This window comes from Streptomyces sp. NPDC050264, assembly GCF_040655895.1.
Lineage (GTDB): Bacteria > Actinomycetota > Actinomycetes > Streptomycetales > Streptomycetaceae > Streptomyces.
The window spans coordinates 402,136-426,804 of record NZ_JBFAKV010000006.1; the positions used below are offsets into that span (position 1 = coordinate 402,136).

The 24,669-nt window shown below is 71.8% G+C and carries 25 protein-coding genes; 18 read left to right on the plus strand and 7 right to left on the minus strand.

Annotation, left to right across the window (positions count from 1 at the left end; all coding sequences use genetic code 11):
• Window positions 1–7 precede the first annotated feature (7 nt).
• On the plus strand, window positions 8–2,095 hold the full coding sequence (gene ligA, locus AB0J02_RS13770) for an NAD-dependent DNA ligase LigA (RefSeq protein ID WP_363193824.1): 2,088 nt from the start codon (window positions 8–10) through the stop codon (window positions 2,093–2,095).
• A gap of 11 nt (window positions 2,096–2,106) precedes the next feature.
• Here ligA and AB0J02_RS13775 read toward each other — a convergent pair whose 3' ends face one another.
• Both AB0J02_RS13775 and AB0J02_RS13780 read right to left on the minus strand, forming a co-directional pair.
• Window positions 2,107–2,841 (minus strand): MIP family channel protein, encoded by a 735-nt coding sequence (locus AB0J02_RS13775; RefSeq protein ID WP_363193825.1) that lies wholly within the window; start codon window positions 2,839–2,841, stop codon window positions 2,107–2,109.
• Window positions 2,842–2,992: 151 nt separating this feature from the next.
• Window positions 2,993–3,499 carry a cupin domain-containing protein gene (locus tag AB0J02_RS13780; RefSeq protein ID WP_363193826.1) on the minus strand — a complete coding sequence of 169 codons (507 nt, stop codon included), beginning with the start codon at window positions 3,497–3,499 and terminating at the stop codon, window positions 2,993–2,995.
• Between the two features lie 139 nt (window positions 3,500–3,638).
• Between AB0J02_RS13780 and AB0J02_RS13785 the strand changes: the two genes are divergently transcribed.
• The 12 genes from AB0J02_RS13785 (at window position 3,639) to AB0J02_RS13840 (ending at window position 14,749) form a co-directional block, all read left to right on the plus strand.
• Window positions 3,639–4,073, plus strand: coding sequence for an Rrf2 family transcriptional regulator (locus AB0J02_RS13785; RefSeq protein ID WP_363193827.1), 435 nt, complete (start codon window positions 3,639–3,641; stop codon window positions 4,071–4,073).
• Window positions 4,070–4,984 carry a DsbA family protein gene (locus tag AB0J02_RS13790; protein WP_363193828.1) on the plus strand — a complete coding sequence of 305 codons (915 nt, stop codon included), beginning with the start codon at window positions 4,070–4,072 and terminating at the stop codon, window positions 4,982–4,984. The genes AB0J02_RS13785 and AB0J02_RS13790 overlap by 4 nt, the downstream gene beginning before the upstream one ends.
• Window positions 4,985–5,405: 421 nt before the next feature.
• Entirely contained in the window at window positions 5,406–6,971 is a 1,566-nt protein-coding gene (locus AB0J02_RS13795; protein ID WP_363193829.1) for an ABC transporter substrate-binding protein, read from the plus strand.
• The gene (locus tag AB0J02_RS13800; protein ID WP_363193830.1) at window positions 6,968–7,957 is read left to right on the plus strand and encodes an ABC transporter permease; all 990 of its coding nucleotides are present in this window, start codon (window positions 6,968–6,970) and stop codon (window positions 7,955–7,957) included. Before AB0J02_RS13795 ends, AB0J02_RS13800 begins: the two co-directional genes overlap by 4 nt.
• 3 nt (window positions 7,958–7,960) lie before the next feature.
• Window positions 7,961–8,851 (plus strand): ABC transporter permease, encoded by an 891-nt coding sequence (locus AB0J02_RS13805; protein ID WP_363193831.1) that lies wholly within the window; start codon window positions 7,961–7,963, stop codon window positions 8,849–8,851.
• Entirely contained in the window at window positions 8,848–9,762 is a 915-nt protein-coding gene (locus tag AB0J02_RS13810) for an ABC transporter ATP-binding protein (RefSeq protein ID WP_363193832.1), read from the plus strand. The genes AB0J02_RS13805 and AB0J02_RS13810 overlap by 4 nt, the downstream gene beginning before the upstream one ends.
• On the plus strand, window positions 9,759–10,607 hold the full coding sequence (locus tag AB0J02_RS13815) for an ABC transporter ATP-binding protein (protein ID WP_363193833.1): 849 nt from the start codon (window positions 9,759–9,761) through the stop codon (window positions 10,605–10,607). Before AB0J02_RS13810 ends, AB0J02_RS13815 begins: the two co-directional genes overlap by 4 nt.
• A gap of 21 nt (window positions 10,608–10,628) precedes the next feature.
• Window positions 10,629–11,966, plus strand: coding sequence for an LLM class flavin-dependent oxidoreductase (locus AB0J02_RS13820; protein WP_363193834.1), 1,338 nt, complete (start codon window positions 10,629–10,631; stop codon window positions 11,964–11,966).
• Window positions 11,963–13,003: an LLM class flavin-dependent oxidoreductase gene (locus AB0J02_RS13825; RefSeq protein ID WP_363193835.1), complete on the plus strand. Its 1,041-nt coding sequence runs from the start codon at window positions 11,963–11,965 to the stop codon at window positions 13,001–13,003. The genes AB0J02_RS13820 and AB0J02_RS13825 overlap by 4 nt, the downstream gene beginning before the upstream one ends.
• Complete coding sequence (locus AB0J02_RS13830; protein ID WP_363193836.1) at window positions 13,000–13,797, plus strand: alpha/beta hydrolase; 798 nt, start codon at window positions 13,000–13,002, stop codon at window positions 13,795–13,797. Before AB0J02_RS13825 ends, AB0J02_RS13830 begins: the two co-directional genes overlap by 4 nt.
• Before the next feature lie 70 nt (window positions 13,798–13,867).
• Window positions 13,868–14,416, plus strand: coding sequence for an NADPH-dependent FMN reductase (ssuE, locus tag AB0J02_RS13835; protein ID WP_363193837.1), 549 nt, complete (start codon window positions 13,868–13,870; stop codon window positions 14,414–14,416).
• A gap of 120 nt (window positions 14,417–14,536) precedes the next feature.
• Window positions 14,537–14,749 (plus strand): hypothetical protein, encoded by a 213-nt coding sequence (locus AB0J02_RS13840; protein WP_363193838.1) that lies wholly within the window; start codon window positions 14,537–14,539, stop codon window positions 14,747–14,749.
• Window positions 14,750–14,836: 87 nt separating this feature from the next.
• Here AB0J02_RS13840 and AB0J02_RS13845 read toward each other — a convergent pair whose 3' ends face one another.
• Together AB0J02_RS13845 and AB0J02_RS13850 are read right to left on the minus strand one after the other, a co-directional pair.
• Window positions 14,837–15,487, minus strand: coding sequence for a fasciclin domain-containing protein (locus tag AB0J02_RS13845; protein ID WP_363193839.1), 651 nt, complete (start codon window positions 15,485–15,487; stop codon window positions 14,837–14,839).
• 68 nt (window positions 15,488–15,555) lie between these two features.
• Window positions 15,556–15,801 (minus strand): hypothetical protein, encoded by a 246-nt coding sequence (locus tag AB0J02_RS13850; protein WP_363193872.1) that lies wholly within the window; start codon window positions 15,799–15,801, stop codon window positions 15,556–15,558.
• 424 nt (window positions 15,802–16,225) lie between these two features.
• Here AB0J02_RS13850 and AB0J02_RS13855 point away from each other — a divergent pair, with 424 nt between their 5' ends.
• From AB0J02_RS13855 to AB0J02_RS13875, 5 genes are read left to right on the plus strand one after another with little or no spacing between them, the layout of a single operon-like run.
• Window positions 16,226–17,518, plus strand: a complete 1,293-nt coding sequence (locus tag AB0J02_RS13855; RefSeq protein ID WP_363193840.1) for an FAD-dependent oxidoreductase — start codon at window positions 16,226–16,228, stop codon at window positions 17,516–17,518.
• Window positions 17,518–18,249, plus strand: coding sequence for a DUF1365 domain-containing protein (locus AB0J02_RS13860; RefSeq protein ID WP_363193870.1), 732 nt, complete (start codon window positions 17,518–17,520; stop codon window positions 18,247–18,249). Before AB0J02_RS13855 ends, AB0J02_RS13860 begins: the two co-directional genes overlap by 1 nt.
• Complete coding sequence (locus tag AB0J02_RS13865) at window positions 18,246–19,514, plus strand: cyclopropane-fatty-acyl-phospholipid synthase family protein (RefSeq protein WP_363193841.1); 1,269 nt, start codon at window positions 18,246–18,248, stop codon at window positions 19,512–19,514. The genes AB0J02_RS13860 and AB0J02_RS13865 overlap by 4 nt, the downstream gene beginning before the upstream one ends.
• Window positions 19,511–20,779 carry a cyclopropane-fatty-acyl-phospholipid synthase family protein gene (locus tag AB0J02_RS13870; protein ID WP_363193842.1) on the plus strand — a complete coding sequence of 423 codons (1,269 nt, stop codon included), beginning with the start codon at window positions 19,511–19,513 and terminating at the stop codon, window positions 20,777–20,779. The genes AB0J02_RS13865 and AB0J02_RS13870 overlap by 4 nt, the downstream gene beginning before the upstream one ends.
• The gene (locus AB0J02_RS13875; protein WP_363193843.1) at window positions 20,776–21,588 is read left to right on the plus strand and encodes a DUF1295 domain-containing protein; all 813 of its coding nucleotides are present in this window, start codon (window positions 20,776–20,778) and stop codon (window positions 21,586–21,588) included. Before AB0J02_RS13870 ends, AB0J02_RS13875 begins: the two co-directional genes overlap by 4 nt.
• A 31-nt stretch (window positions 21,589–21,619) precedes the next feature.
• Here the strand turns inward: AB0J02_RS13875 and AB0J02_RS13880 are convergent, their stop codons facing one another.
• The 3 genes from AB0J02_RS13880 to AB0J02_RS13890 form a co-directional block, all read right to left on the minus strand.
• Window positions 21,620–22,372: an anti-sigma factor gene (locus tag AB0J02_RS13880; protein WP_363193844.1), complete on the minus strand. Its 753-nt coding sequence runs from the start codon at window positions 22,370–22,372 to the stop codon at window positions 21,620–21,622.
• The gene (locus AB0J02_RS13885) at window positions 22,369–22,953 is read right to left on the minus strand and encodes a sigma-70 family RNA polymerase sigma factor (protein WP_363193871.1); all 585 of its coding nucleotides are present in this window, start codon (window positions 22,951–22,953) and stop codon (window positions 22,369–22,371) included. The genes AB0J02_RS13880 and AB0J02_RS13885 overlap by 4 nt, the downstream gene beginning before the upstream one ends.
• A gap of 162 nt (window positions 22,954–23,115) precedes the next feature.
• A complete protein-coding gene (locus AB0J02_RS13890) occupies window positions 23,116–24,639 on the minus strand; it encodes an SDR family oxidoreductase (protein ID WP_363193845.1) in 1,524 nt (507 codons plus the stop codon).
• Between the last annotated feature and the right edge of the window lie 30 nt (window positions 24,640–24,669).

Consider the following 24,669-nt stretch of genomic DNA (forward strand, 5'->3'; position numbering starts at 1 on the left):
GTCGGTCATGACGACGACTTCTGCCGTGCCTGCCGTGCTGTCCGACACCGCCGCCTACGTCCAGGCGGTCGAGGACGCGAAGACCGCGGCCGCCGCGTACTACGAGGGCGGCACCTCGCGGCTCGACGACGACGCGTACGACCGCCTGGTGCGGTCGATCACCGCGTACGAGTCCGCCCACCCGGACGAGGTGGTGTCCGACTCGCCCTCCGGGAAGGTCGCGGGCGGCGCGGTGGAGGGGGACGTGCCGCACACCGTCCCGATGCTGAGCCTGGACAACGTGTTCTCCGACGAGGAGTTCGTCACCTGGGTGGCCTCGCTCGAAAGACGGATCGGCCGCGAGGTCGCCCGCTGGAACGTTCAGCCGAAGCTCGACGGACTCGCGATCGCCGCCCGGTACGAGGACGGGCGCCTCGCCCGCCTGGTCACCCGCGGCGACGGGAGCGCGGGGGAGGACGTCTCGCACGCGATCGGCACCATCGAGGGTCTGCCCGCCGAGCTCTCCGAGCCGGTCACGGTCGAGGTGCGGGGCGAGGTGCTGATGACCACCGCCCAGTTCGAGTACGCCAACCAGGTGCGCACCGAGCACGGCGGGGAGCCGTTCGCCAATCCGCGCAACGCCGCGGCAGGCACGCTGCGCGCCAAGGACCGCGCGTACACGGTGGAGATGACGTTCTTCGCCTACGGACTGCTGCCGCTGCCCGGCACCGGCGAGGCGCTCGCCACGGACCTGGCCGAGGACGCGCACGGCGCGCTCATGGACCGTGTGGCCGGGTACGGCGTCAACACCCCCGCGAGTACGCCGGTCGCCGGCCTCGTGGTGCCCGCCGTCGAGGAGGTGGCCGCCCGGGTGAAGGAGATCGCCGCGCTGCGGGCGGAGCTGCCGTTCGGCATCGACGGGATCGTCGTCAAGGCCGACCTCGCCGCCGATCAGCGGGCCGCGGGATCGGGCACGCGGGCGCCGCGCTGGGCGGTCGCCTTCAAGCTCCCGGCCGTCGAGAAGATCACCAAGCTGGTCGGTGTGGAGTGGAACGTGGGCCGCACCGGCATCATCGCGCCCCGCGCGGTGCTGGAGCCGGTGGAGATCGACGGCTCCACCGTCACCTACGCCACCTTGCACAACCCCGCCGACATCACCCGCCGCGACCTGCGCCTGGGCGATCACGTCATGGTCTACAAGGCGGGCGACATCATTCCCCGCATCGAGGCGCCGGTCGCCCATCTGCGCACCGGCGACGAGCAGGAGATCGCTTTTCCCGCCGCGTGCCCGCAGTGCGGCTCCGCCATCGACACGAGCGAGCAGCGGTGGCGGTGCGAGCGCGGCCGTGACTGCTACCTGGTCGCTTCGATCAGCTACGCGGCCGGCCGCGACCAGCTCGACATCGAGGGACTGGGACACACGCGGGTCGTCCAGCTCGTCGAGGCGGGGCTCGTGGCGAGCCTGCCCGACCTGTTCGACCGCGTGACACGCGAGCAACTGCTCGGCCTGGAGCGGATGGGGGAGACCAGCACCGACAAGCTCCTGGCCGCTCTGGAGGCGGCCAAGCGGCAGCCGCTCTCCCGGGTGCTGTGCGCGCTCGGTGTGCGCGGCACCGGCCGCTCCATGTCCCGCCGCATCGCCCGGCACTTCGCCACGATGGAGCTGATCCGGGCCGCCGACGCGGAGGCGATGCAGCGGGTCGACGGGATCGGCGCGGAGAAGGCGCCGGTCATCGTCGCCGAACTCGCCGAACTCGGTGAGCAGATCGACCGGCTCGCGGCCGCCGGGCTGAGCATGACCGAACCGGGGGCCACGCCACCCGCCCCGGTCGACGAGGCGGACGCGGCAGCCGGCGCGGACGCGGGTCCGCTGGCCGGATTGAAGGTCGTGGTCACCGGTGCGATGACCGGCCCCCTCGAAGCGCTCTCCCGCAACCAGATGAACGAACTCATCGAGCGGGCCGGCGGAAAGTCCTCAGGGAGCGTCTCCAAGAACACCGGTCTCGTGGTCGCGGGAGAAGGCGCGGGCTCGAAGCTCGCCAAGGCCGAGTCCCTCGGCGTACGGCTGGCCACCCCGGACGAGTTCGCCGAGATGGTCGCCGACCTGCTCGACTGAGCGCAGAGGATTCAGCGGGCGGGCGAATCGGGGGTCGCCGACACCTCGTCGGCGATCGTGCGGATCTCGCCCGCCGGGTGGGTCACCCGGTGCGCGAGCGCCGCGAGTGCGCCGCCGACCAGGGGCGCGACGATGAACAGCCACAGCTGCGACAGGGCGGAACTTCCGGCGAACAGGGCCGGGCCGAGGCTCCGCGCCGGATTGACGGACGTGCCGGTCAGCGGAATGCCCACCAGGTGGATGACGGCGAGGGCGATACCGATCGGCAGGCCGTCGAAGCCGGTGACGGCGACGCGGTGCGTCACGGCCAGCACGACGAAGACCAGGAGGAAGGTGAGGACGACCTCGGCGAGGAACGCGCCTCCGGTGTTGATGTGCACCGCGGACCGGTCTCCGTAGCCGTTGCTGCCGAAGGCGCCCTTGGCCTGGAAGCCGGGCACCTGCTTGGCCAGCAGGAGGAGCAGGGCCGCTCCGGCGATGCCGCCGACGAACTGGGCGACCCAGTAGCCGACCGCGGTGCGCACGTCGATGCGTCGCGCGCACAGCATGCCGAGCGTCACCGCCGGGTTGATATGGCACCCGGAGATCGGTCCGAGCGCGTAGGCCAGCGCGAGCAGCGTGAAGCCGAAGGCCAGCGCGATGCCGAGGGTGCCGATGAATTCGACCCCCAGGACCGCGGAGCCCACGGCGAAGAAGACCAGGAGGAGAGTTCCGATGAACTCCGAAGCCAACGCTCTCGTTCGCATCGCCACCACCCTCATACGTCGGGACCTCATACGTCGAGCGTCGAGATCAGCTGTATGTAGAGCGTTGGGCCCGCCGGGACCGAGCGCCCGCCGGGAGCGGCCGTGCAGGGCCGAACGGGTGAATGTCGCCGTCGGCGGGACCGGGTCGGTTTCAGCTGTCCTGAGCGGGCAGCGCGTGCAGCTTCGGCAGGTTCACCACGATCGCCTCCTGCGTGCTGCGCGCGATGACCACCACGGCCTCGTCGGCCGGGTCAGGGTTCTCCTCGCGGTGCGGCACGTAGGGGGGTACGAAGATGTAGTCGCCCGGCGCGGTGCGCAGGCGGATCTCCCGCTCGCCGTCGCCCGCGTCCTCCAGGAAGACGAACTCCGGGTGTCCGCTGACCACGTAGATGGCGGTCTCGGACTCGCCGTGATGATGGTCGGAGGACGAGGTGGCGGGGGCGACGTGGGTCTGGCCCATCCAGAGCTTCTCCGAGCCCACGGCCCGTCCGCTGACGGCGGCGAAGCGACGCATGCCGCCCGTCTGCGCGGTGTCGCCGTCCAGGGAGTCGGCGCGGATGTGGTGCAGGCGGCTCTGCAGCGGAGCGGCGGGAAGGTCCGGGGCGTCGTGGAGATGCGGGTGGAAACCTTCGCCAGGGGTGGTCAGCGAATCGCTCATGGCCGGGACGCTAGGCCGCGCCGGAAAAGGATGTCAAGAGGTGTCCATTGGCTCTCACCTGCGGCAATGTTCCCGCAACATAGGAACGGGCGGTCGCGAAGGGCCTTGCCGCCGCCGGGGGTTCAGGCATGATGTGCGCATGCATATCTCCGCGAAGGCGGACTACGCCACGCGGGCGCTGCTCGAACTCGCCCGCGAACCCGATCGTCCGCTGACCTGTGAGGCCATCGCCTCTTCACAGGGGGTACCGTTCCGATTCCTGAAGTCCGTGGTGGGTGAACTGCGCAGAGCCGGGCTCGTGCGCAGCCAGCGCGGTTGTGAGGGTGGTTACTGGCTGGGCGGCCGTGCCGAGGAGATCACTCTGCTCGATGTCACGCGCGCCGTCGACGGCGAGTTGCTCACCCTGCGCGGCGAGCCGCTGGACGGCCTGGACTACCCGGGCGCCGCCACCGGCCTGCCCGACGTGTACCGCCGGATCGAGGCCGACGCGTCGGCGGTCCTGCGCGGGGTCACCCTCGCCTCGCTGCTGTCGTCCGACGCCCGCGAGCGGCAGCCGGGCAGGAGCGCCGCGTGACCTTCCCACCCGGCCCGCCTGTCCTCGAAGTCGTCGAGTACACCGACCCGTTGTGTCCCTGGGCCTGGGGTTCGGAGCCCACGTTCCGCCGCCTCCGGGCGGCTCTCGACGGGCGGGCCCGCTGGCGCCGCGCGTACTGCATCCTGTTCGGCGACGACGATGACCCGCCGCCCGATCCGGTGGCGGAGACCGCCTGGTACGCCCGCTACGTCGAGCGGATCTGCGGCCACACGAAGGCGCCCCGCGCGGCACTCCTGTGCCGGGTCGCCGCGAGTTCCTGGCCCGCGTCCCTCGTGGCCAAGGCGGCGGAGGCGCAAGGGAGTTGTGTCGCCGAGCAGGTTCTGCGGCGACTGCGCGAGAGCATGTTCGTGACGGGCCGGCCCGCCGACACCCTCGACTCCGCCCTGTTCGCCGCGGCGGGAGTGCCGGAGCTGGATCCGGACCGGTTGCGGGCCGACGCGGCCTCCGACGCCGTACGGGAGCGCGTGCGGGCCGACCACGCCGAGGCGCGCCGGCCGGTCCCCGAGGTGCTCGATGTCGACTCCGACTCGCCGCACCCCGGCGCGGCCAAGGAGGACGAGGACGGTCAACTCCGGTACGCGTTGCCGACGTTGCTGTTCCGAACCTCCGGCGGTCGCCGTGTCGTCCCCGGCTGGCGCCCCTACGAGGAGTACGCGGCGGCGGTCGAGGAGCTGAGCCCCGGGCTGCTGCCGGAGGCCGCGCCGACGCTGCCCGCGGCGCAGGCGCTGCGGCACTACCGCAGTCTCACCGGGCCCGAGAGCCAGGTGCTGACGACCGGCCCGTGGCCGCCGCCCGGCGCGGTGCGCGTGGATCTCGCGGGCGGCCCGCTGTGGGTGCAGCCGGGGGAGGCCCGCCCCCTGTACGCGCTGGGCGCATCCGGCGCTCCCTGACAAGCCGTTGACCAGCGGAGAAAGTCCGTCCGCCGAATGAGACACCAAATGGTGTCCATTGACATGGGCGGACGACGGGCCCCAGGATGTGGCACATGCTTACGACGCACCCCGGTGTGGTGTGCCGCTACGTGGATCTGCGGCGCACCTGTAGCGCCCTCTGTCGTTGACCGACCGAGTCCACCGCCTCCGCGCTGCCCGCGCACTTCTCGGCCCTGCGCGTCTCTTCCCGCGCGGCCGCCTCTTCCGCTCCGCATCCCGGTCCACCCCGTGACCCGCTGACACCCCTGCCTCGGCCCCGTCGTGCCCACCTGTCCGTGCACCCGGGCCGATCGAGGCGTGCGTCGGTGCCGGTCGCGAGGCGCCGCCCTCGCCCCGCCTCCCGTCGCCCCGGGGAGCGGGCCATCGACGAAAGAGAACCATGTCCGGACGCCTCATGTCCCGTCGCCCCGCAGGCCATCCCCGACCCGCCGCCCGGCTGCGCACCGCAGGCCTCGTGACCGGCCTGGCCGCCCTCCTCGTACCGGCTCTCGGCGCGTGCGGCGGCGAGGCCTCCTCCGCGAGCGGAAGCTCCGCCCTGAAGTGGACGTCCTCGTACTTCCCCACCCACTGGGACCCGGTCGTCGGCGGCAGTGGCGCGCAGTTCCGTGAACTCTCCCTGGTGTACGCGTCGTTGACGCGTACGGACGACAAGGGCGACGCGGTTCCCGACCTCGCCAAGAGCTGGAAGTACAACGACAAGGGCGACCAGATCACCTTCCACCTGCGGTCCGGGCTGACGTTCAGCGACGGCGAGCCGGTCAACGGCGCCGCCGTGAAGGCCGCCATCGAACGGGCCAAGAAGCAGAAGAACTCCGCCCTCTTCGGTGACCTCACCTCGATCGAGTCGGTGGACGCCAAGGGCCTGGACGCCGTGGTACACCTCAGCCAAGTCGACTACCAGATACCGCAGTTGCTCGGTCAGCGCGTCCTGCAGATCGCCAGCCCCAAGGCCGCGAAGTCCCCGGCGAAGCTGGATCAGAACCCGGTCGGCGCCGGCCCCTTCACCGTCACCCAGGTGATCCCCGGCACCAAGGCGGTCCTGAAGAAGAACCCGGACTACTGGGATGCCAAGAACATCCACATCGACAACGTCGAACTGACCTCGGCACCCGACGCCTCCACCGTCATCTCCGGCCTGCAGACCGGCGTCTACAACTTCGCCGACATCGAACCGAGTCAGGCCTCCGCCGCCAAGAAGGCCGGTCTCGACGTCTTCGTGCAGCCCGGCTTCAACGCCTCCAACATCAGCCTGAACATCAACAAGAAGCCGTTCGACGACGACAAGGTCGTCGACGCGGTCCGCTACGCGGTCGACCGCCAGGAGTTCGTCGACAAGCTCACCTTCGGCTACGGCGAGACCACCGACCAGCCCTTCCCCAAGGGCTACGTCGCCTACGACCCGAAGTCCGAGAACACCTATCCGCACAACGTGGCCAAGGCGAAGAAGCTGCTCGCCGAGGCGGGCTACAAGGCGGGCGATCTCAAGCTCAAACTCGTCATCCCCGCCGAGGACCCGCAGGCCGAGATCGTCCAGTCACAGCTGGCCAAAGTCGGCATCACCGTCGACATCAAGATCGACAAGAACTGGGCCACGCCCTTCTTCGCCAAGGACCTGACCTTCTCGCTGTACTCCACCACGGGACGCGACTCCGCGGCCCAGACGCTCACCGCGCACTTCGGCCCGAACGGCCCGCTCAACCTCTCCTCGCCCTACGAGCCCGCCGGCTTCGAGGCCGCCATCGCCAAGGTCCGCAAGACCCCGCTCGACTCGCCCGACTACGCCAGGACCCTGCAGGCGGCGACCCGCGCCGGCCTGGAGAGCAAGGCCCTCGTCTTCACGTACTCCCAGCCCAACCTCATCGCGAAGAGCACGTCGATCTCCGGCCTGCCGAAGAACCCGGCGCACATCGACTGGACCGGCGTGACCATCGGCGGCGCCAAGTGACGGCCCCACGATCCCGGACGCGGCACGCCCTGGGCCGCGTCCTGGCCGCCCTCGGACGGTCGGTGGCCCTCTTCGTCCCGGTCTTCCTGGTCGCGACCTTCGTGACGTTCGCGCTGCGCTCACTGAGCGGACTCAGCCCGGCCCGCATCCAGTTGGGCGAGGAGGCGACCCCCGCGGCCGTCGCCCGCGTCGAGGCCGAATGGGGGCTCGACCGGCCCTTCCTCGTCCAGTACGGGGACTGGTTCAACGGCGTCCTGCACGGCCATCTCGGCACGAGCTGGACCAATGGCGCCGACATCTCCACCCTCATCGGGGCCGGCCTCGGCGTCAGCCTCTCCATCGCGACGTTCGCCCTGCTGATCGGCATCGTCGTCGGATTCGCCCTCGGCACGCTCGCCGCCCTGCGCCGCACCACCTGGATCGACCGGGCCGTCACCGGCTTCGTCACCGTGATCTCGGTGATGCCCGCGTTCGTCGTCGGCATCGTCCTGGTCACCGTGTTCGCCGTCGGACTCCATCTGTTCCCCTCGGCCGGCTACGTCCCGGCGGCCCAGGGCGTCGGACCGTGGCTCGCCCACATCACCCTGCCGGCGCTCGCCCTGAGCTTCGACGTCATCGCCGACGTGGCCCGCCAACTGCGCACCAGCCTCATCGCCGCGTACAGCGAGAACTACGTGACCGGCGCCGTCGTACGCGGTCTCGGCCCCCGGCGGATCTTCTTCGGCCACGTTCTGCGCAACGGTCTCGGCCCGACCCTCGCCACGCTCGGCCTGAAGTTCCCCGCGCTGGTCGGTGCCTCCGTCGTCACCGAGTGGATCTTCGGCCTGCAGGGCTTCGGGCGGTTCGCCAACGACGCAGCCCAGGCCGGCGACGTACCCGCCGTCCAAGGCGTCCTCGTCGTGTCGATCGTCCTGGTCGTCACCTTCAACCTGCTCGTCAACCTCGTCCTGGTCCGCGTGACACCGGCCTCGCAGAGGGGAGTGTGACCCATGGTGCGCCGCGTCCTCACCCTCACGTCCGGACGGATCGCCGTCGTCATCCTCGCCGTGATCGCCCTGCTCGCGATCCTCGGCCCGCTGCTCGCCCCGCAGGACCCCCTCGCCACCAGCACGCACACCCTCGCGGACGCCTCGTCCGCGCACTGGCTCGGCACCGACTACCTCGGCCGCGACACGTTCAGCCGCCTCCTCGACGGCTCCCGCGTCAGCGTCCTCGGATCGCTCGAAGTCGCCCTGACCGCACTGGTCGTGGGCTCCGTCCCCGGCATCCTGTCGGTCTACCTCGGCCGCGCCTTCGAGTGGGTCACGCTGCGCCTCACCGACACCCTCGTCGCCCTGCCGTTCCTGCTGTTCGCCGTCGCCGTGATCGCCCTCCTCGGCAACGGCATCACGCAGGCCATGCTCGTCACCGGCGTCCTGGTCTCCCCGCTGTTCTACCGGGTGGCCCGCGCCGCGACCCTCACCGTGGCCCGCTCCCAGTACGTCGAGGCCGCGCTCGTCTCCGGCGCCTCCATCGGCTGGATCGTGCGCCGCCACGTATGGGCGAAGGTGCTGCCGCCCATCGCGGTCGCCCTCGCGCAGACCATCGGCGTCGGCTTCGTCATCGTCTCCAGCCTCACGTTCCTCGGCATCGGCGTCCAGCCACCGGCCCCGACCTGGGGCGGACTGCTCGCCTCCGACCTGGCGTACCTCAGCCACCAACCGTGGGCGCCGGTCGCCCCCGCCCTGTTGATCATGGTGACCGTCTGGGCCGGCAACCTCCTCGCGGACGCCATCCGCGATGTCTCCGGCGAGGCCGGCCGCGCCCTGGTCAACCGCCGCAAGGCCCGCGCCCACCGCATCGACAAGGCCGAACCCGCCCCCGCCGGAGGTGCCCGATGACCCCGTCGACCCAGACCCAGACCCAGACCCAGAAGACGCTCCCGCAGCCGACCGCGGCGCCCCACGTACGCACCTCCCCGGCCGCCCCCGTGCTCTCCGTACGCGACCTGCACATCAGCGATCTGGCCGGTGACCGCGAGATCGTGCACGGCGTGAGCTTCGAGCTGACCCCCGGCAGGACCGTCGGCATCGTCGGCGAGTCGGGGAGCGGCAAGACCCTCACCTGCCGCGCCGCACTGGGCATCCTGCCCCCGCACTTCGAGATCACCGGCGGCTCGGTCGAGATCGCCGGCACCGACATCACCACGCTGACATCCGCGCAATGGACCGCACTGCGCGGCACCACGATCAGCGCGGTCTTCCAGGACCCGGCCTCCTACCTCAACCCCTCCATCCGCGTGGGCGCCCAGATCGCCGAGGTCCTGCGCGTGAAGAAGGGCCTGAAGCGGCGGGAGGCCCGCGAGCAAGCCGTCGAGCTGCTGCGCGCCGTCCACCTCCGCGACCCTGAACTCGTCCACGGCCAGTACCCGTACGAACTCTCCGGCGGCATGCTGCAACGCGTCCTGATCGCCGCCGCGATCGCCGCGCGACCGCGCGTCCTCATCGCCGACGAGGCCACCACCGCGCTCGACGTCACCGTGCAGGCGGAGATCCTCGACCTCCTCGCCGACCTGCGCGAACAGAACGGCCTCGCGCTCGTGGTCGTCTCCCACGACCTCGCCGTCGTCGCCCAGCTCTGCGACGAGGTCCTCGTCATGCGGCAGGGCGAGGTCGTCGAGCACGGACCGACCGGCACGGTCCTGCACGACCCGCGGCACGAGTACACCCGGCTGCTCATCGCCGAGCACGAGAGCTACGGCCTGGACAGGTTCCGTACCCCGGCTGCGACGTCGGCGAAGGAGGACGCGTGAGCACCGACAGCCCGGCCGACTCCACCGGCCCGATCCTGCAGATCAACGGCCTCGACGTGCACTACGGGCCGCGCCGCAGGCGCCGCCAGGCCCTGCACGGCGTCTCACTGAGCGTCGCACCCGGTGAGACCGTCGGCCTCATCGGCGAGACCGGCTCCGGCAAGTCCACACTCGCCCGCACCGTTCTCGGCCTGGTGCGCGCGACGAGCGGCTCGATCGCCGTCGGGGGAGCGGACGTCAGTTCCTACGGCCGCCGCCAGTGGCGCGAGCTGCGCCGCAGCGGGATCATCCAGTACGTCTTCCAGGACCCGCTGCGCAGCCTCGACCCGGACCTCACCATCGAGGAATCGCTGAGCGAACCCCTGCTCGTGCAGGGCGTTCCGCGCGGCGAGGCGGCCACCCGCGTCAGGAGCTTCCTCGACCGGGTCCGCCTCACCGAGGACCTGCTGGAGCGGCTGCCGGGCGAGCTCTCCGGAGGCCAGCGCCAACGCGTCGCCGTCGCACGGGCGTTGGTCACCGAACCCCGCGTCGTCATCCTCGACGAACCCGTCAGCGCCCTCGACTCCGCCAACCGCGTCCAGATCCTGGAGATCCTCAAGGAGCTGCGCACCGAGGGCACGGCCCTCGTCCTCATCTCCCACGACCTCGGTTCCGTCGCCGGTGTCGCCGACCGCATCGCCGTCCTCTACCAGGGTGAACTCGTCGAGGCCGGCCCGGCCCGCGAGATCGTCGACGAGCCGCGGCACGCGTACACGCGCCTCCTCCTCGGCTCCGCGCCGACCCTGCACGGGGCCACGGCCGACCGGGCCGAACGCGACGCGCTCCGCGCCCTGTTGCACACGTAGAAGCCCTAGAGAGGAACAGCCATGTCCCGAAAGAAGATCCACCTCGCGCTGCACCCGTACGGCGTCGGCGGCCCCGGCCAGCACGGCCTGTGGAAGGACCCGCGCGTCGCCAAGAACGCCAGCATCGACATCAACTACTACATACGCCAGGCGCAGGCCGCCGAACACGCCCTGTTCGACGCCCTGTTCGTCGTCGACAGCCAGTTCATCAACGCCACCTACCCCTCGCACTACCTCAACCGGCTCGAACCCCTCACCCTCCTGTCGGCCGTCGCCACCCACACCCGGAACATCGGTCTCGTCGGCACGGCCAGCTCCACCTACAACTCGCCGTTCAACCTCGCGCGCCGGTTCGCCTCCCTCGACCACATCAGCGGCGGCCGCGCCGGCTGGAACGTCGTGACCAGCTTCGACACCGGGACCTCCAAGAACTACGGCCTCGACGAGCACCTCGACTACGCCACCCGGTACGGCAGGGCCCTGGAGTTCGTCCAGGTCGCGCAGGGGCTGTGGGACTCGTACGAGGACGACGCGTTCCCGGCCGATGTCGACCGCGGCGTCTTCCTGGACCCGGCCAAGCTCCACGAACTGGGCCATGTGGGCGAGCACTTCAAGGTCGCGGGACCGCTGAACCTCTCGCGCTCGCCCCAGGGCCAGCCGGTGATCTTCCAGGCCGGTGTCTCCGAGGAGGGCCGCGACCTCGCCGCACGGGTCGCCGAGGGCATCTACGCGCCCGGCGGACCGCTCCAGCAGGCGCAGGAGTACTACGCCGACATCAAGCGCCGCACCGCCGCCCACGGCCGCAACCCCGATCACATCAAGATATTCATCCACGGCGGCCCCGTCGTCGCCTCGACCGACGAGGCCGCCCGGCTCCGTGAGCGGGAGATCTTCGAGGAGGACAACGACTTCGACCGTCACCTCGCGCTCCTCGGCCGGTCCTTCGGCGCGTACGACTTCAGCGTGCACGACCTCGACGCACCCTTCCCGGACGTCGCGCACCTCGCCGAGAAGGGCGGCCGCACCGGCGCCGCGAAGATCATCGAGCGGGCGACGTCGGAGAACCTGACGTTGCGTCAAGTCGCCCAGTCGCTCGCCGAGTTCCGTCGTTCGCCGTTCGTCGGCGCGCCGGAGACCGTCGCCGACCGCATCGAGGAGTGGTTCGACGCCGGCACCTTCGACGGCATCAACCTGGCCTTCCGCACCGAGGAGGAGCTGGAGCTCTTCGTCGACGGCGTCGTGCCGATCCTGCAGAAGCGCGATCTGTTCCGCACCGAGTACGACGCCGACACCCTGCGCGGCAACCTCGGCCTGCCGATCCCGGCCAACCGCCACACCGGCCGGGCGGCGGGAGCGTGACGGCCCCGGCGCCGCGCTTCCGGCTCGGCTTCCTCACCCACGTCCAGGGCCGCGACGACGACCCGGTGCGGGTCTACCGCAACGCGCAGGAACTCTTCGTCGCCGCCGACGCGCTGGGCTTCGACATCGGCTGGGTCGCCCAGCACCACGAACCCGGCGGCGGGGGCGGACTGTCCGCGCCGTGGCCCTTCCTCGCCCACGCCGCGGCCCGCACCACCCGCATCCGGCTCGGCACCGCCGTCACCGTGCTGCCGCTGGAGGACCCCGTCCGGCTCGCCGAGGACATCGCCGTCGTCGACACCCTCAGCGGCGGCCGCGTCGAGATCGGCGTCGGCAGCGGATCGAGCGCCTTGGAGTACGCCGCCTTCGGCAAGGACGCCGCGCGCAAACGCCGGCTCACCAGCGAACACCTGGAGGTACTGCGCCAGGCGCTGTCCGGTGGAGAGGTCCGGACGCCGGGCTTTCGCATCCAGCCGACGCCCGGCGACTTCACCGGCCGGATCTGGCAGGGCGTCTTCAGCGAACCCGGCGCCCGGCACGCCGCCGCGGCCGGCTCGAACCTGCTCCTGAACCGGGCGGCCTACGGGCACGACGCACCCACCGACACAGTGCAACGTCCCTGGGCAGACGCCTACTTGGCGTCCTGGGACCGGCCGAGCCGCCCTCGCGTCGGCCTGTCACGGTTCGTGTTCCCGGCGCGGGACCGGCGCGCCGCGCTGCGCCTCATCGGCGACGACGTGCACCGCGCCGCGCTGCGCATGGCCGACGGCGGAGCCTTCCCCAAGGGTCTGGACGAGGCGGAGGCGCTGCGCCGCTTCCACACGTTCTACGGCCACCCCGACGAGATCGTCGCGGCCCTCGGGCAGGAGCGGGTCCTGCCCGTCGCGACCGACCTGATCACCCAGTTCAACCCCGCCGTGCCCGACCTCGACGCCGCGATCCGGGCGCTCGAACTCATCGCCACCGACGTGGCACCCGCCCTCGGCTGGCGGCCTGCGCCCGCACCGGTGCCCGAACCCGTAGGAGACGTCGCATGACCCAGCAGTACACCGACCACCACGCGCCCGCCGGCCTGCGCACCCGCGGCACCGTCGTCGTCGTGCCGGGGCGCGGCGAGACCCGCGCCACGTACGACCGGCTCGGCAAGCGCCTCGCGGCGGACGCGTACCGGGTCCGTGTCGTCGACGCGGCCGGGCCGGACACCGGTCAACTCGCCGTTTACCTGGCCGAGTTCGGCGGACGTCTCGCCGCGGCGGTCGAAGACGCGGCCACTGAGAACGCTGGGAACGCGGGCGCTGACGACGGCACGGTGCGCCCGCTCGTCCTCGTGGGCGCCGATACCGGCGCCGCCGCGCTCGCCGCCCTGTACGGCCAGGCGGCCGACACCCTCGCGCCCCGGCCGGACGCCCTCGTCCTCGCGGGCCTTCCCGGCGCCGGCACGGCCGCCGAAACCGGCTCCTGGGACGACGAGTTGGAGGTCCGGACGACCTGCCCGGCCCACCGCGGCGCCCTCACCGGCGACGCGCAGGTGCGGCGCGGCGCCCTCGCCGCCCCCGTGCCGGACGCCCTGCTCGACGCCGCGTACACCACCGCCGCGGACATCCCCCACCTTCTGCTCGTCGGCGACAGCGACCCGCTCGCCGACCACGACGCCCTCGCCCAGGCCGCCAAGACACTGCCACGCGCCCGCCTCGCCGTCGTGCACGGCGCCCGCCACGACGTCCTGAACGACCAGCAGCACCGCTCGGTGGCCGCCGAGGTCGTCACGTTCCTCGAGACGCTGCGCGGCGACCTGACCCCGCTCATCACCGTACGGACGAGCGCCTGGTGAACGTGCCCCCGAACGCGTGAACCACTGACCTCGCCGCACACCCCGCTCCACCGAACCCGGAAGGTTCCCCATGGCCGCCGTCCTCTCCGTCTCCGGAAGCCCTTCAGCCACCTCGCGCACCGGCCGGCTCCTGCGCCACATCGACGCCCGGCTCGTCGACAACGGCCACGAGGTGAGCGCCCTCGACGTCCGCGACCTCCCCGCCGAAGCGCTGCTGCGCGCCGACTTCGGCCACCCCGCGATCGTCGAGGCCGCGGCGCGGTTCGCGCGGGCGGACGGCATCGTGATCGGCACCCCCGTCTACAAGGCCGCGTACAGCGGCCTGCTGAAGGCGCTGCTCGACCTGCTCCCGCAGTACGCGCTGGCCGGGAAGACCGTGCTCCCGCTCGCCACCGGCGGCAGCACCGCGCACGTCCTGGCCATCGACTACGCGCTGCGCCCCGTCCTGGCCTCCATGGGGGCGGCCCACATCGTCCCCGGCTGGTTCACCCTCGACAAGGACATCACCGTGGACGGCGACCGTACGGTCATCGCGCCTGCGTCCGCCGTGGCCCTGGGCCAGGCCGCCGACGTGTTCTCGGCCGAACTGACCGGGCGGGTGAGCGTTCTGGCCTCGTAGGAAGGGCTGGTCCGGGAAAGCCTGTGCGACGTGCGGTTTTGGACACACTCGGGGTGTGTCTGGCAGGGTCGCCGGACCGTTCCCCTATGAAGACCGGAAGGACGTGGCGCGGTGACCGAGGTGAGCACTCGCAGTGTCCAGGAGGCCGCTGCGGTGGAGCAGCTGCGTGCGAGTACCACGACGCTCGACATCCCCCAGGGCTTCGATCTGTGGCAGCCCGAGGAGATGGAGGACTGGCTGAGCGAGGCGGAGGACGATCCCGACGTCTCGGACGCCGACTTCTACGAGGCCCGCCAGGCGGTCCACCGGGCGATGGGCAAGGACACCGACTGACACCGACTGACGGCTGCGCCGACGCGCGGAAGGCCGGACGTCGAGGGTGGCGTCCGGCCGAGGTTCCGCTGCGCGGGCGCGCTCGTGTCAGTTCTTGGGCATGAGGACGGTGTCGATGATGTAGACGTTGGCGTTGGCGGTCTTGACGTTGCCGCAGACCACGTTGGCGGAGTCGTTGACCTTGTAGGACTCACCTGAACCGGACGTGGTGAGCTTGGACTTCTCCAGTGTCTCGAAGGAGCCCTTCTCCAGGTCCTTGGGGGCCAGCTTCTGGCCTACGACGTGGTAGGTGAGGATCTTGGTGAGCTGGGCCTTGTCGTTGAGGACCTTGTCCAGGTCCGCCTTCGGGATCTTGGCGAAGGCGTCGTTGGTGGGCGCGAACACCGTGATGTTCTTGGCGTTGTTGAGGGTGTCGACCAGGCCGGCCTTCTTCACGGCGGTGACGAGGGTGGACAGGGCGGGGTTGTGGGACGCGGCGGTGGCGACCGGGTCCTTGGCCATGCCGTCGAAGGAGCCGGAGCCGCTCTTGGGCACGGAGGAACAGCCCGGGCCGAACGGCTCGCTCATGGTGCCCGTGTCGCCGGAGGGGCTGGCCATGTCGGATGCCTTGGAGGAGCCGGCCGAGGCGCTGTCGGACGCCTTGTCCTTGGAGTCGCTGTCGGAGCAGGCGGTCAGGGCCAGGGGCAGGACGGCGCTGACGGTGACGGCTACGGCGATACGACGGATTCGAGTGCGCATGGCAACTCCTCAACGAGGTGGTGCACAAAGGCGATCTGCCTTCGTCGTGGGGAATCCGGAACTGATCGCTACGCGGATTGGTGTCTCGCCCGGATGAGTGACAACCGGTGCGCGAGCGCGGTGCGAACGGTCAGGTTGTGGCCGCCTTCGGGGGCCTGCCAGGGATAGGCGCACCGGATACGGGATATCTGGCGCCAGTTGTCGCGGGTGCGCTCGGAGGTGAGGCGGGCCTCTTCCCAGGGCCCGTCGTCGACGTGGACCTCGACCATGGCGGTGTCGGTCTTCGAGAGGGCAGAGGGCTTGGACGGGGTCAAGCGGGACCGCGCCGGGCAGGCCCCCATCAAGACTGAGTCGCGGATCGACACCGGCGAGACCCGCGCGGGTCGACGCGGCGGCAGCGGCGATGAGGAAGCCCCGCCGGCCCCGGCCCGGCTCACCGCCGAGGGCCGCGTCCCCTCGTGTCTGCCATCGCACCGACGGCAGACGTGCGAGGCATCGGTGAACCTCGTCCAGCCGGGCCGGGTCACCGCGGCCGACCCACCCCACCGACGACCCTGACCGAACCGCTCAGCCGCCACCGGGTGGCGGCATGCCCGGGGCGAGGCGGGGCCGGCAGGGTCGGCGGCCGCGTACCGGCTCCGCCGCGAGATCGACTTGGCCGGCCCGGGCAATCCACGGCGGCGTCCGCTCCGGATCACAGGGTGAGAGCCCCGGACGGGGGCGGGCGAAAGGATCACGATGCCCCAGGGGACGGGACGGCGCACAGCGGTGGTCGGCAGCGGAGTGGCCGGGCTGACCGCGGCGCACATTCTCGGTCGCTCCCACCAGGTGACCCTGTACGAGGCCGACGACCGGCTCGGCGGACACGCGCACACCCACGACGTGGTCTCGGCCGACGGCCGGGTGCACCGCGTCGACTCCGGGTTCATCGTGCACAACCGCCGTACGTATCCGAACCTGCTGCGGCTCTTCTCCGAGCTGGGTGTCGCCACGCAGGAGTCGGAGATGAGCATGTCCGTCCGGTGCGAGGGCTGCGGCCTGGAGTATGCCGGGGCACGCGGCGCGCGCGGACTGTTCGCGCGGCCGCGCAACGCCCTGCGGACGCCGTATCTGCGCATGCTGGCCGAGGTGCCGCGCTTCCACCGGGCAGCCCGCCGCGTCCTGGAGTCGACGTCCGCGCGGACCGGCGAGGACGGACAACTCCCCTGCACACTGGGTGAGTTCATCGCGGCCGAACGCTTCTCGCCTTATTTCGTCGCCCACTTCATGACGCCACTGGTCTCCGCAGTCTGGTCCTGCGACGCCCGCACGGCGCACGCGTACCCGGCGGCCCACCTCTTCCGGTTCCTCGACCACCACGGGATGCTCTCGGTCGGCGGTTCCCCGGTGTGGCGCACGGTGACGGGAGGCTCGCGCAGTTACGTGGAGCGCGTCGCCAAGAACCTCTCCGCCGTTCACACCGCCACCCCCGTGCGCGCGGTGAGCAGGCACGCGGCAGGCGTGGACGTCAGCAGCGACCGGCTGGGGACCGTGACGTACGACGCGGTCGTCCTCGCGGTCCACCCCGATCAGGCGCTGCGCCTGCTCACCGACGCCGACGGGCGGGAACGCGAGGTGCTGGGCGCGTTCCGCTACTCCCGCAACCCGACGCTGCTGCACACCGACACCGCTGTCCTGCCGCACAGCGCGGGGGCCAGAGCGTCCTGGAACTACCTGATGCCGTCGTGCGGCACGGACGCCGCCGGGGTACGCGTCAGCTACGACATGAACCGGTTGCAGCGCCTGCATGCCCCGGAGCGGTTCCTCGTGACCCTCAACGGCGCGGACCGCGTGGATCCCTCCAGGGTCCTGGCACGGATGGTGTACGAACACCCCGTCTTCACACCTGAGTCCGTGGCCGTGCAACGCCGGCTGCCCGAACTGAACGGCCCCGTGACGGCGTTCGCCGGTGCCTACGCCGGCTGGGGCTTCCACGAGGACGGCTGCCGCTCCGGCGTCGCGGCCGCCGCGGCGCTGGGGGTGCCGTGGTGATCCGCACCCCCGCGCTCTACCCCTGCACCGTCGCGCACGTCCGCACCGGCCCGGTCCGCCACACCCTGCGCCACCGCACCTACATGTGGCTCGTCGACATCGACAGGCCGCCCCGTCTCGCGTACCCGCTGCGCTGGTTCGCCCGCTTCGACGCCCGTGACCATCTCGGCGGCGACGGCACCACCCTGCGCGAACGGCTCGGGACCTTCCTGGCGGCGCAGGGCGTCGGCCTGGCCGCCACGGACCGCGTGGTGATGCTGGCCCACGCGCGTGTGCTCGGCCACGTCTTCAACCCGCTCACCCTCTACTGGTGCCGCACGGCCGACGGAACTCCCCGCTGTGTGGTCGCCGAGGTCCACAACACGTACGGCGAACGGCACTGCTACGTACTGCACCCCGACCGCCACGACGAGGCGCACGTTGACAAGGAGTTCTACGTGTCGCCCTTCAACGCCGTCGAAGGGCGCTACCGCATGCGGCTGCCGACGCCGGACGAGCGGCTGCGACTGACCGTGCGGCTCGAAAACACCGGCACACCACCCTTCACCGCGACGGTCCGCGGCGAGCGACGACCCGCATCGCCGCTCGCCGTCACGCGCACCGTCCTTCGGCACCCGCTGTCCACGTTCGCGGTGTCGGCCGCGATCAGGGCGCACGGCATACGTCTCCTGCTGCGCGGTCTGCGCCTCGCACCCCGTCCGCGCCACCAGGTCCAGAAAGGCATGCGATGACACTCATCTCCACCGGGGCCCAGGCCCTGCCCCGTACCGGCGTCGACGCGGCACGCTGGCCCGACGTCGCGGCGCTGCCCCGCGCATCCGGCATGCGCACCGCCGCCGCACGCGCGGTCGTCCGCTCCGCGCTGAACCGGCTGCCCCTGCGGGTGCGGTACGCCGAGCACGACACCGTGGGCCTGGGCGGTCCCGCGCTCGTGGTGCACGACCCGGGGGCCTTCCACCGCCGCATCGGCGCCCAGGGGCTCATCGGCTTCGGCGAGTCGTACCTGGCCGGCGAGTGGGAGGCCGACGACCTCGTCGGTGTGCTCACCGTCCTCGCCGAACACGCGGCCACGCTCGTCCCCGCCCCGCTCCAGCGACTGCGCGACCTGTGGGCCCAGCGACAGCCTCCGGCCCAGCGCAACACCCCGGCCGGAGCACGGGCGAACATCAGCCACCACTACGACCTGTCCAACGACCTGTTCGCCCTCTTCCTCGACGACACGCTGACCTACTCCGCCGCGCTCTTCCGCAGCTTTCCCGCGAACCGGTCGGTGCTCGCGGCCGCCCAGCGGCGCAAGATCGACCGGTTGCTCGACCTGGCCGCCGTCGGGGAGGGCAGCAGCGTCCTGGAGATCGGCACGGGCTGGGGCGAACTCGCCCTGCGGGCCGCGGCCCGCGGCGCCCACGTCACCTCGCTGACCCTGTCCACCGAACAACGGGACCTCGCCCTGGCCCGGGCCCGGGACGCCGGATACGCGGACCGCGTCGCCGTCGAACTGCTCGACTACCGGGCGAGCACGGGCACGTACGACGCCGTGATCAGCGTCGAGATGATCGAAGCCGTAGGGGAGGAGTACTGGACCGGATACTTCCGGACCCTCGACGAACGGCTCGCCCCCGGCGGCCGGGCCGTCGTCCAGGCCATCACCATGCCGCACGACCGGATGCTGGCCAGCCGCCGTACATACACCTGGATCCAGAAGTACATCTTCCCCGGCGGACTCCTGCCGTCCGTCGACGTCATCGACCGGCTCACCCGCGAGCACACGCGGCTGCGCACCGCACGCAGAGAAGGCCTCGCACCGCATTACGCCGAGACGCTGCGGCTGTGGCGCGAGCGCTTCACCGAGCGCGCCGACGAGGTCGAGGCGCTCGGCTTCGACGAGACGTTCCGCCGCATGTGGACGTTCTACCTCGCCTACTCGGAGGCCGGGTTCCGCTCCGGCTACCTCGACGTCCAGCAGTACCTGTTCACGAAGGAGCCCACCCGCCGATGAGCAATTCCGGTACCGCCCGCAAGGGGGCCGCCGCGCGCCTCGCCGCGCTCGCCGAGGACTCGTTCGGAGGGCCGCTGCCGCTCGCCCTGCGGACCTGGGACGGCAGCGAGGCGGGCCCGCCGGGCACGTCGACGGTGGTCGTCCGGCACCGCCGCGCGCTGCGCCGCCTGCTGTGGCACCCGGGCGAACTGGGGCTGGCCCAGGCGTACGTCACCGGCGAGATCGATGTCGACGGCGACCTCGGCGAGGCCCTGCGCACCATGTGGCGGGCGGCCGGTGAGCAGGCGGTGCACCAGCCACAGGTCACGGTGGCCGACCGTGCCCGCGCGCTGCGGACGCTGGTCCGCCTCGGCGCCCTGGGCCCGCCGCCGGCGCCGCCGGCCTCCCAGTCCCGGCTGCGCGGCACCCTGCACAGCCGGGCCCGGGACCGCGCCGCGATCAGCCACCACTACGACCTGTCGAACGCCTTCTACACGTTCCTGCTGGACGACACGATGGCCTACTCGTGCGCGTACTGGCCCGACCGCGCGTCCGACACCGGCCTGGCGCAGGCACAGCGGGCCAAGCTCGAACTCATCTGCGACAAGCTCCGGTTGCGGCCGGGTGACCGCCTCCTCGACGTCGGCTGCGGCTGGGGCGCGCTCACGCTGCACGCCGCCGAGCACCACGACGTCCACGTCACCGCGGTCACGCTCGCCGAGGAACAGGCCACCTACGTAAGGGAACAGGCACGCGCACGCGGTCTGGAGGACCGGGTCGAGGTGCGCTGCCAGGACTACCGGGAGCCCGCCGGAGACCGGTACGACGCGGTCGTGAGCATCGAGATGGGCGAGCACGTGGGCGACGCGGAGTATCCCGCCTTCACCCGGCTGCTGCACGACCGGGCCAGGCCCGGCGGGCGGGTCCTGCTCCAGCAGATGTCGCGCGGGGAGCGGGCGCCCGGCGGCGGCGCGTTCATCGAGGCCTTCATCGCACCCGACATGCACATGAGGCCGCTCGGGGAGACGGTGACGCTCATCGAAGGGGCGGGCCTGGAAGTGGTGGGGGCCGAGGCGATGCGGGAGCACTACGTCCGTACCGTCGCCGCTTGGTCGCGGACCCTGGAGGACGGCTGGGACGAGGCCGTGCGCCTGATCGGCGAGGAAGGGGCCCGGGTGTGGCGCCTGTATCTCGTCGGCGGCGGACTCGCCTTCGAGCAAGGCCGGATGGGCGTCGACCAGATCCTGGCCGTACGCCCTGAATCCCCGGCCGGGGCGGGCTCATGAACGGTTTCCCGTGGGCGGCCTTCGCCCTGAACATCGGCGCGTCGGCGGCCTCGGTCCTGATCGTGGTCCTGGCCGCCTTCGCCGTCGGCGTCCGCACCGGGCGGCACCGGGGCGTCGATGTGGCCTGGGGCATCGGGTTCGCCGCGGTGGCCGGTACGACGTACGGCCTCTCGGCGGGCGACGGCGACGACGCCCGCCGCCTCCTCGTGCTGCTCCTCACCGCGGCCTGGGGTCTGCGGCTCGCCCTGCACATCGCGTGGCGCTCCCGCGGTCACGGCGAGGACCCGCGCTACGAACGACTGCTGGCGAAGGCGCCCGGCCGCCGCGACCTCTACGCCCTGCGGATGGTGTATCTCCTGCAGGGCGCGTTGATCCTGCTGGTGTCGCTGCCGGTGCAGATCGCGTCGTACGCGCCGTCGGACCTGTCCCTGATCACCGTCGCCGGCGTGCTCGTCTGGGCCGTGGGCCTGTGCTTCGAAGCCGTCGGGGACCATCAACTGGCCCGCTTCAAGGCCGACCCCGCGCACCGCGGCAAGATCATGGACAGGGGGCTGTGGAGCTGGACCAGGCACCCGAACTACTTCGGGGACTTCTGTGTGTGGTGGGGCCTGTTCCTGCCGGCCTGCGAAGCAGGGCCGTGGCCGGCCCTGCTTGCTCTCGCCTCGCCCCTGACCATGAGTTTCCTGCTCCTCAACGGCAGCGGGAAGCCTCTTCTGGAGCGGCACATGTCGGACCGCCCCGGGTATGCCGAGTACGTCGCGCGGACCAGTGGTTTCTTCCCGCGCCCGCCCCGGCGCCCGCGTGACTGAACCGGCAGGTTCGGCCACGCGGGTCACCGCATCAGGCGGGCAACTCCATCAGCGCCACCGGATCGGAGGTCGGGTGCTGCGAACCGCCGGCGGGTTCGACCGTGATGCCCATCCCGGACGCGTCACCCACCGAACCCGCCATGAGGACGGACTGCGCGGTGCGCCGCGGGTCCATCAGCCCGGCGGAACGCATCGTGCCGCCGTCGTCGAACCACAGCTGGTAGACCTTGCCGCTCGGCGGCCGCGCCATGGACGCGGCGACGAACACGGCCTTGTCGCGGTCCTCGGAGACGACGACGGTGCCGCTCGCGCCGCCTGTCAGACGCGCGGTGCGCACCTTGGCGTCGGGCGCAGCGAGGACGTCGGCCACCTGGTCCGTGGCCTGCTGGGCCTCTCGGGCCTCCTGCCGTGCGTCCCGCGCCTCAATGTGCTGCCACACCGTGGTCCCGCCGAGCGCGGCCACCGCCGCGAGACAGGCGGCAAGCGTCCAGCGCGAGACCTGCAGACCGCGCCGGCGCGCCCCGGCGACGGCCGCGCTTGCCGAGGTGCGCGGCGGCTCCTGGCGCACGCTGTCGATCCGGTGCAGGACCGACTCCTTGAAGCCCTCGGGCGGCACGACGCCGACGGCGAGCCCGAGCCGGGCCGCCGTGGCGGACAGCTCCCGTACTTCCTGGGCGCACGCCGGGCACGCGTCGAGGTGCCGCTCGAACTCGGCCTGCTCGGCCGGGTCGAGAGCGTGCAGGGCGTAGGCCCCGGTCAGTGTGTGCAGATCGGCGGTGGTCATGCGTTCACCCCCAGGCAGTCGCGCAGCCGGATCAGCCCGTCGCGCAGCCGCGTCTTGATCGTGCCGAGCGGAACGGCGAGCAGTTCCGCGACCTGGCTGTAGGTGAGGCCGCGGTAGTAGGCCAGCGACACGGACTGCTTCTGCAGTTCGGTCAGCGTCCGCAGACAGCGCCGCAACTGTTCGTGCTCAAGCCGCGTCTCCACCTCCTCGGTCACCTCGTCGAACTCGGGGGTCCGCGCCAGCAGAGCCGCCTGATGGTCCCGGGCGGCGGCCGACTCCACGGAGCGGACCCGGTCGATGGCCCGGCGATGGGCCAGCGTCAGGACCCAGTTGATCACCGTCCCGCGGTCGGTGCGGTAGCGGGCCGCGTTGCCCCACACCTCGACGAGCACCTCTTGGGCGACCTCCTCCGACTGCGCCCGGTCCCGCAGCACAGCGCGGACCACGCCGAGGACCGAGCCGGCCACGGCGTCGTACACCGAGGAGAAGGCGTCCTTGTCTCCCTTCGCCACATCGGCCATGAGCTCCTCCAGGCTGGGCCCCGCCGACGGCGCGGGACCGATGTGGACGGCTTCCTTCACGTTCGAGACCTCCGAGCTCTGGCTGCGCACACATGTGATCACGTGTGCGGGTGCAGTGGTAATACGGAGCCGCGGGACGAGCGGATGGGTCAGGACGCGGACGACTTCCGCGCGGCGCCGGCCTCTTCGAGCGCGCGTGCGGGAGGCCGGGGGCCGACGCGGTCAATGCTTGGCGGAACCGTGCTCCGCGGTGGAGGCGATGTTGCGGGCCATGCCGCCGAACACCACGGCGTGGAACGGCGCCACGCTCCACCAGTAGGCCTGACCTGCCAGGCCCCGCGGGTGGAACAGCGCCCGTTGCCGGTAGCGGGTCCGGCCGTCGTCCTCCTGTTCCACGGACAGCTCCAGCCAGGCGAGTCCGGGCAGCCGCATCTCGGCCCGCAGCCGCAGCAGCCGGCCCGGTTCGATCTCCTCGACGCGCCAGAAGTCCAGCGAGTCGCCGACCCGGAGCCGGGCCGCGTCGCGCCGCCCGCGCCGCAGCCCCACGCCGCCCATGGCCCGGTCGAGCCAGCCGCGCACCGCCCAGGCCAGGGGGAACGAGTACCAGCCGTTCTCGCCGCCGATCCCTTCGATCACCTCCCACAGCCGCTGCGGTTCCGCGTCGACCAGGCGCTCCCGCTCGTCCGTGTACAGGCTGCCGCCCGCCCAGTCCGGGTCCGTGGGCAGCGGATCGCTCGGCGCGCCCGGCACCGCGGCAGAGGACCAGCGCGTGGCGACCTGTGCCTGCTGGACCCGGCGCAGCGCGAGCGCCACCGCCTCGTCGAAGCCGATCGGCGCCCCTGGCGGGTCCGGCACGTACGCGGCGATGTCGTGCTCGTGGCAGACGACCTCGTGGCGCAGCGACTCGCACAGCGGCCGGGCGATGGACGCCGGCACGGGTGTCACCAGGCCGACCCAGCGGCTGGACAGGCCGGGGCTGAGCATGGGCACCGGGAGCAGGAGCCGCCGCGGCAGCCGCGCCTCGGCCGCGTACCGGAGCATCATGTCCCGGTAGGTGAGCACGTCGGGGCCGCCGATGTCGAAGGCGCGGGAGATGTGCGGCGGCATCGTCGCGCTGCCGACGAGCGTGCGCAGCACGTCGCGCACGGCGATCGGCTGGATCCGGGTGTGCACCCAGCTCGGTGTCACCATCACCGGCAGCCGCTCGGTCAGATAGCGCAGCATCTCGAACGACACCGAGCCGGAACCGATGATCACGGCCGCCCGCAGGACCGTCGTCGGCACTCCCGAGGCGAGCAGGAGGTGACCCACCTCGGCGCGTGAGCGCAGGTGCGGTGAGAGATCGCGCTCCGGCACTCCCTCCGGGGTGAGTCCGCCGAGATAGACGATGCGCCGCACGCCGGCCCGGCGGGCCTGCTCGCCGAAGATCCGCGCGGCCTCGCGGTCGCTCCGCTCGAAGTCGTCGCCGGCCCCCATGGAGTGCACCAGGTAATAGGCGACGTCCACGCCGGTCATCGCCTCGGCGACCGAGGCGGCATCCGTGACGTCACCGCGCACGATCTCCGTGTCCTTCGCCCACGGGTGGTCGCGCAGTTTGTCGGGGGAGCGGGCCAGACAGCGCACCCGGTGACCCGCGTCGAGCAGTTCGGGCACCAGGCGGCCGCCGATGTAACCGCTCGCCCCGGTCACCAGGCACCGCGTCCCGTCATCGGCAGCGTCCACGCCATCCTCCAGTTCGGTACTCATCCCCACACTGTGACGCCCCGGCCCGGTGCG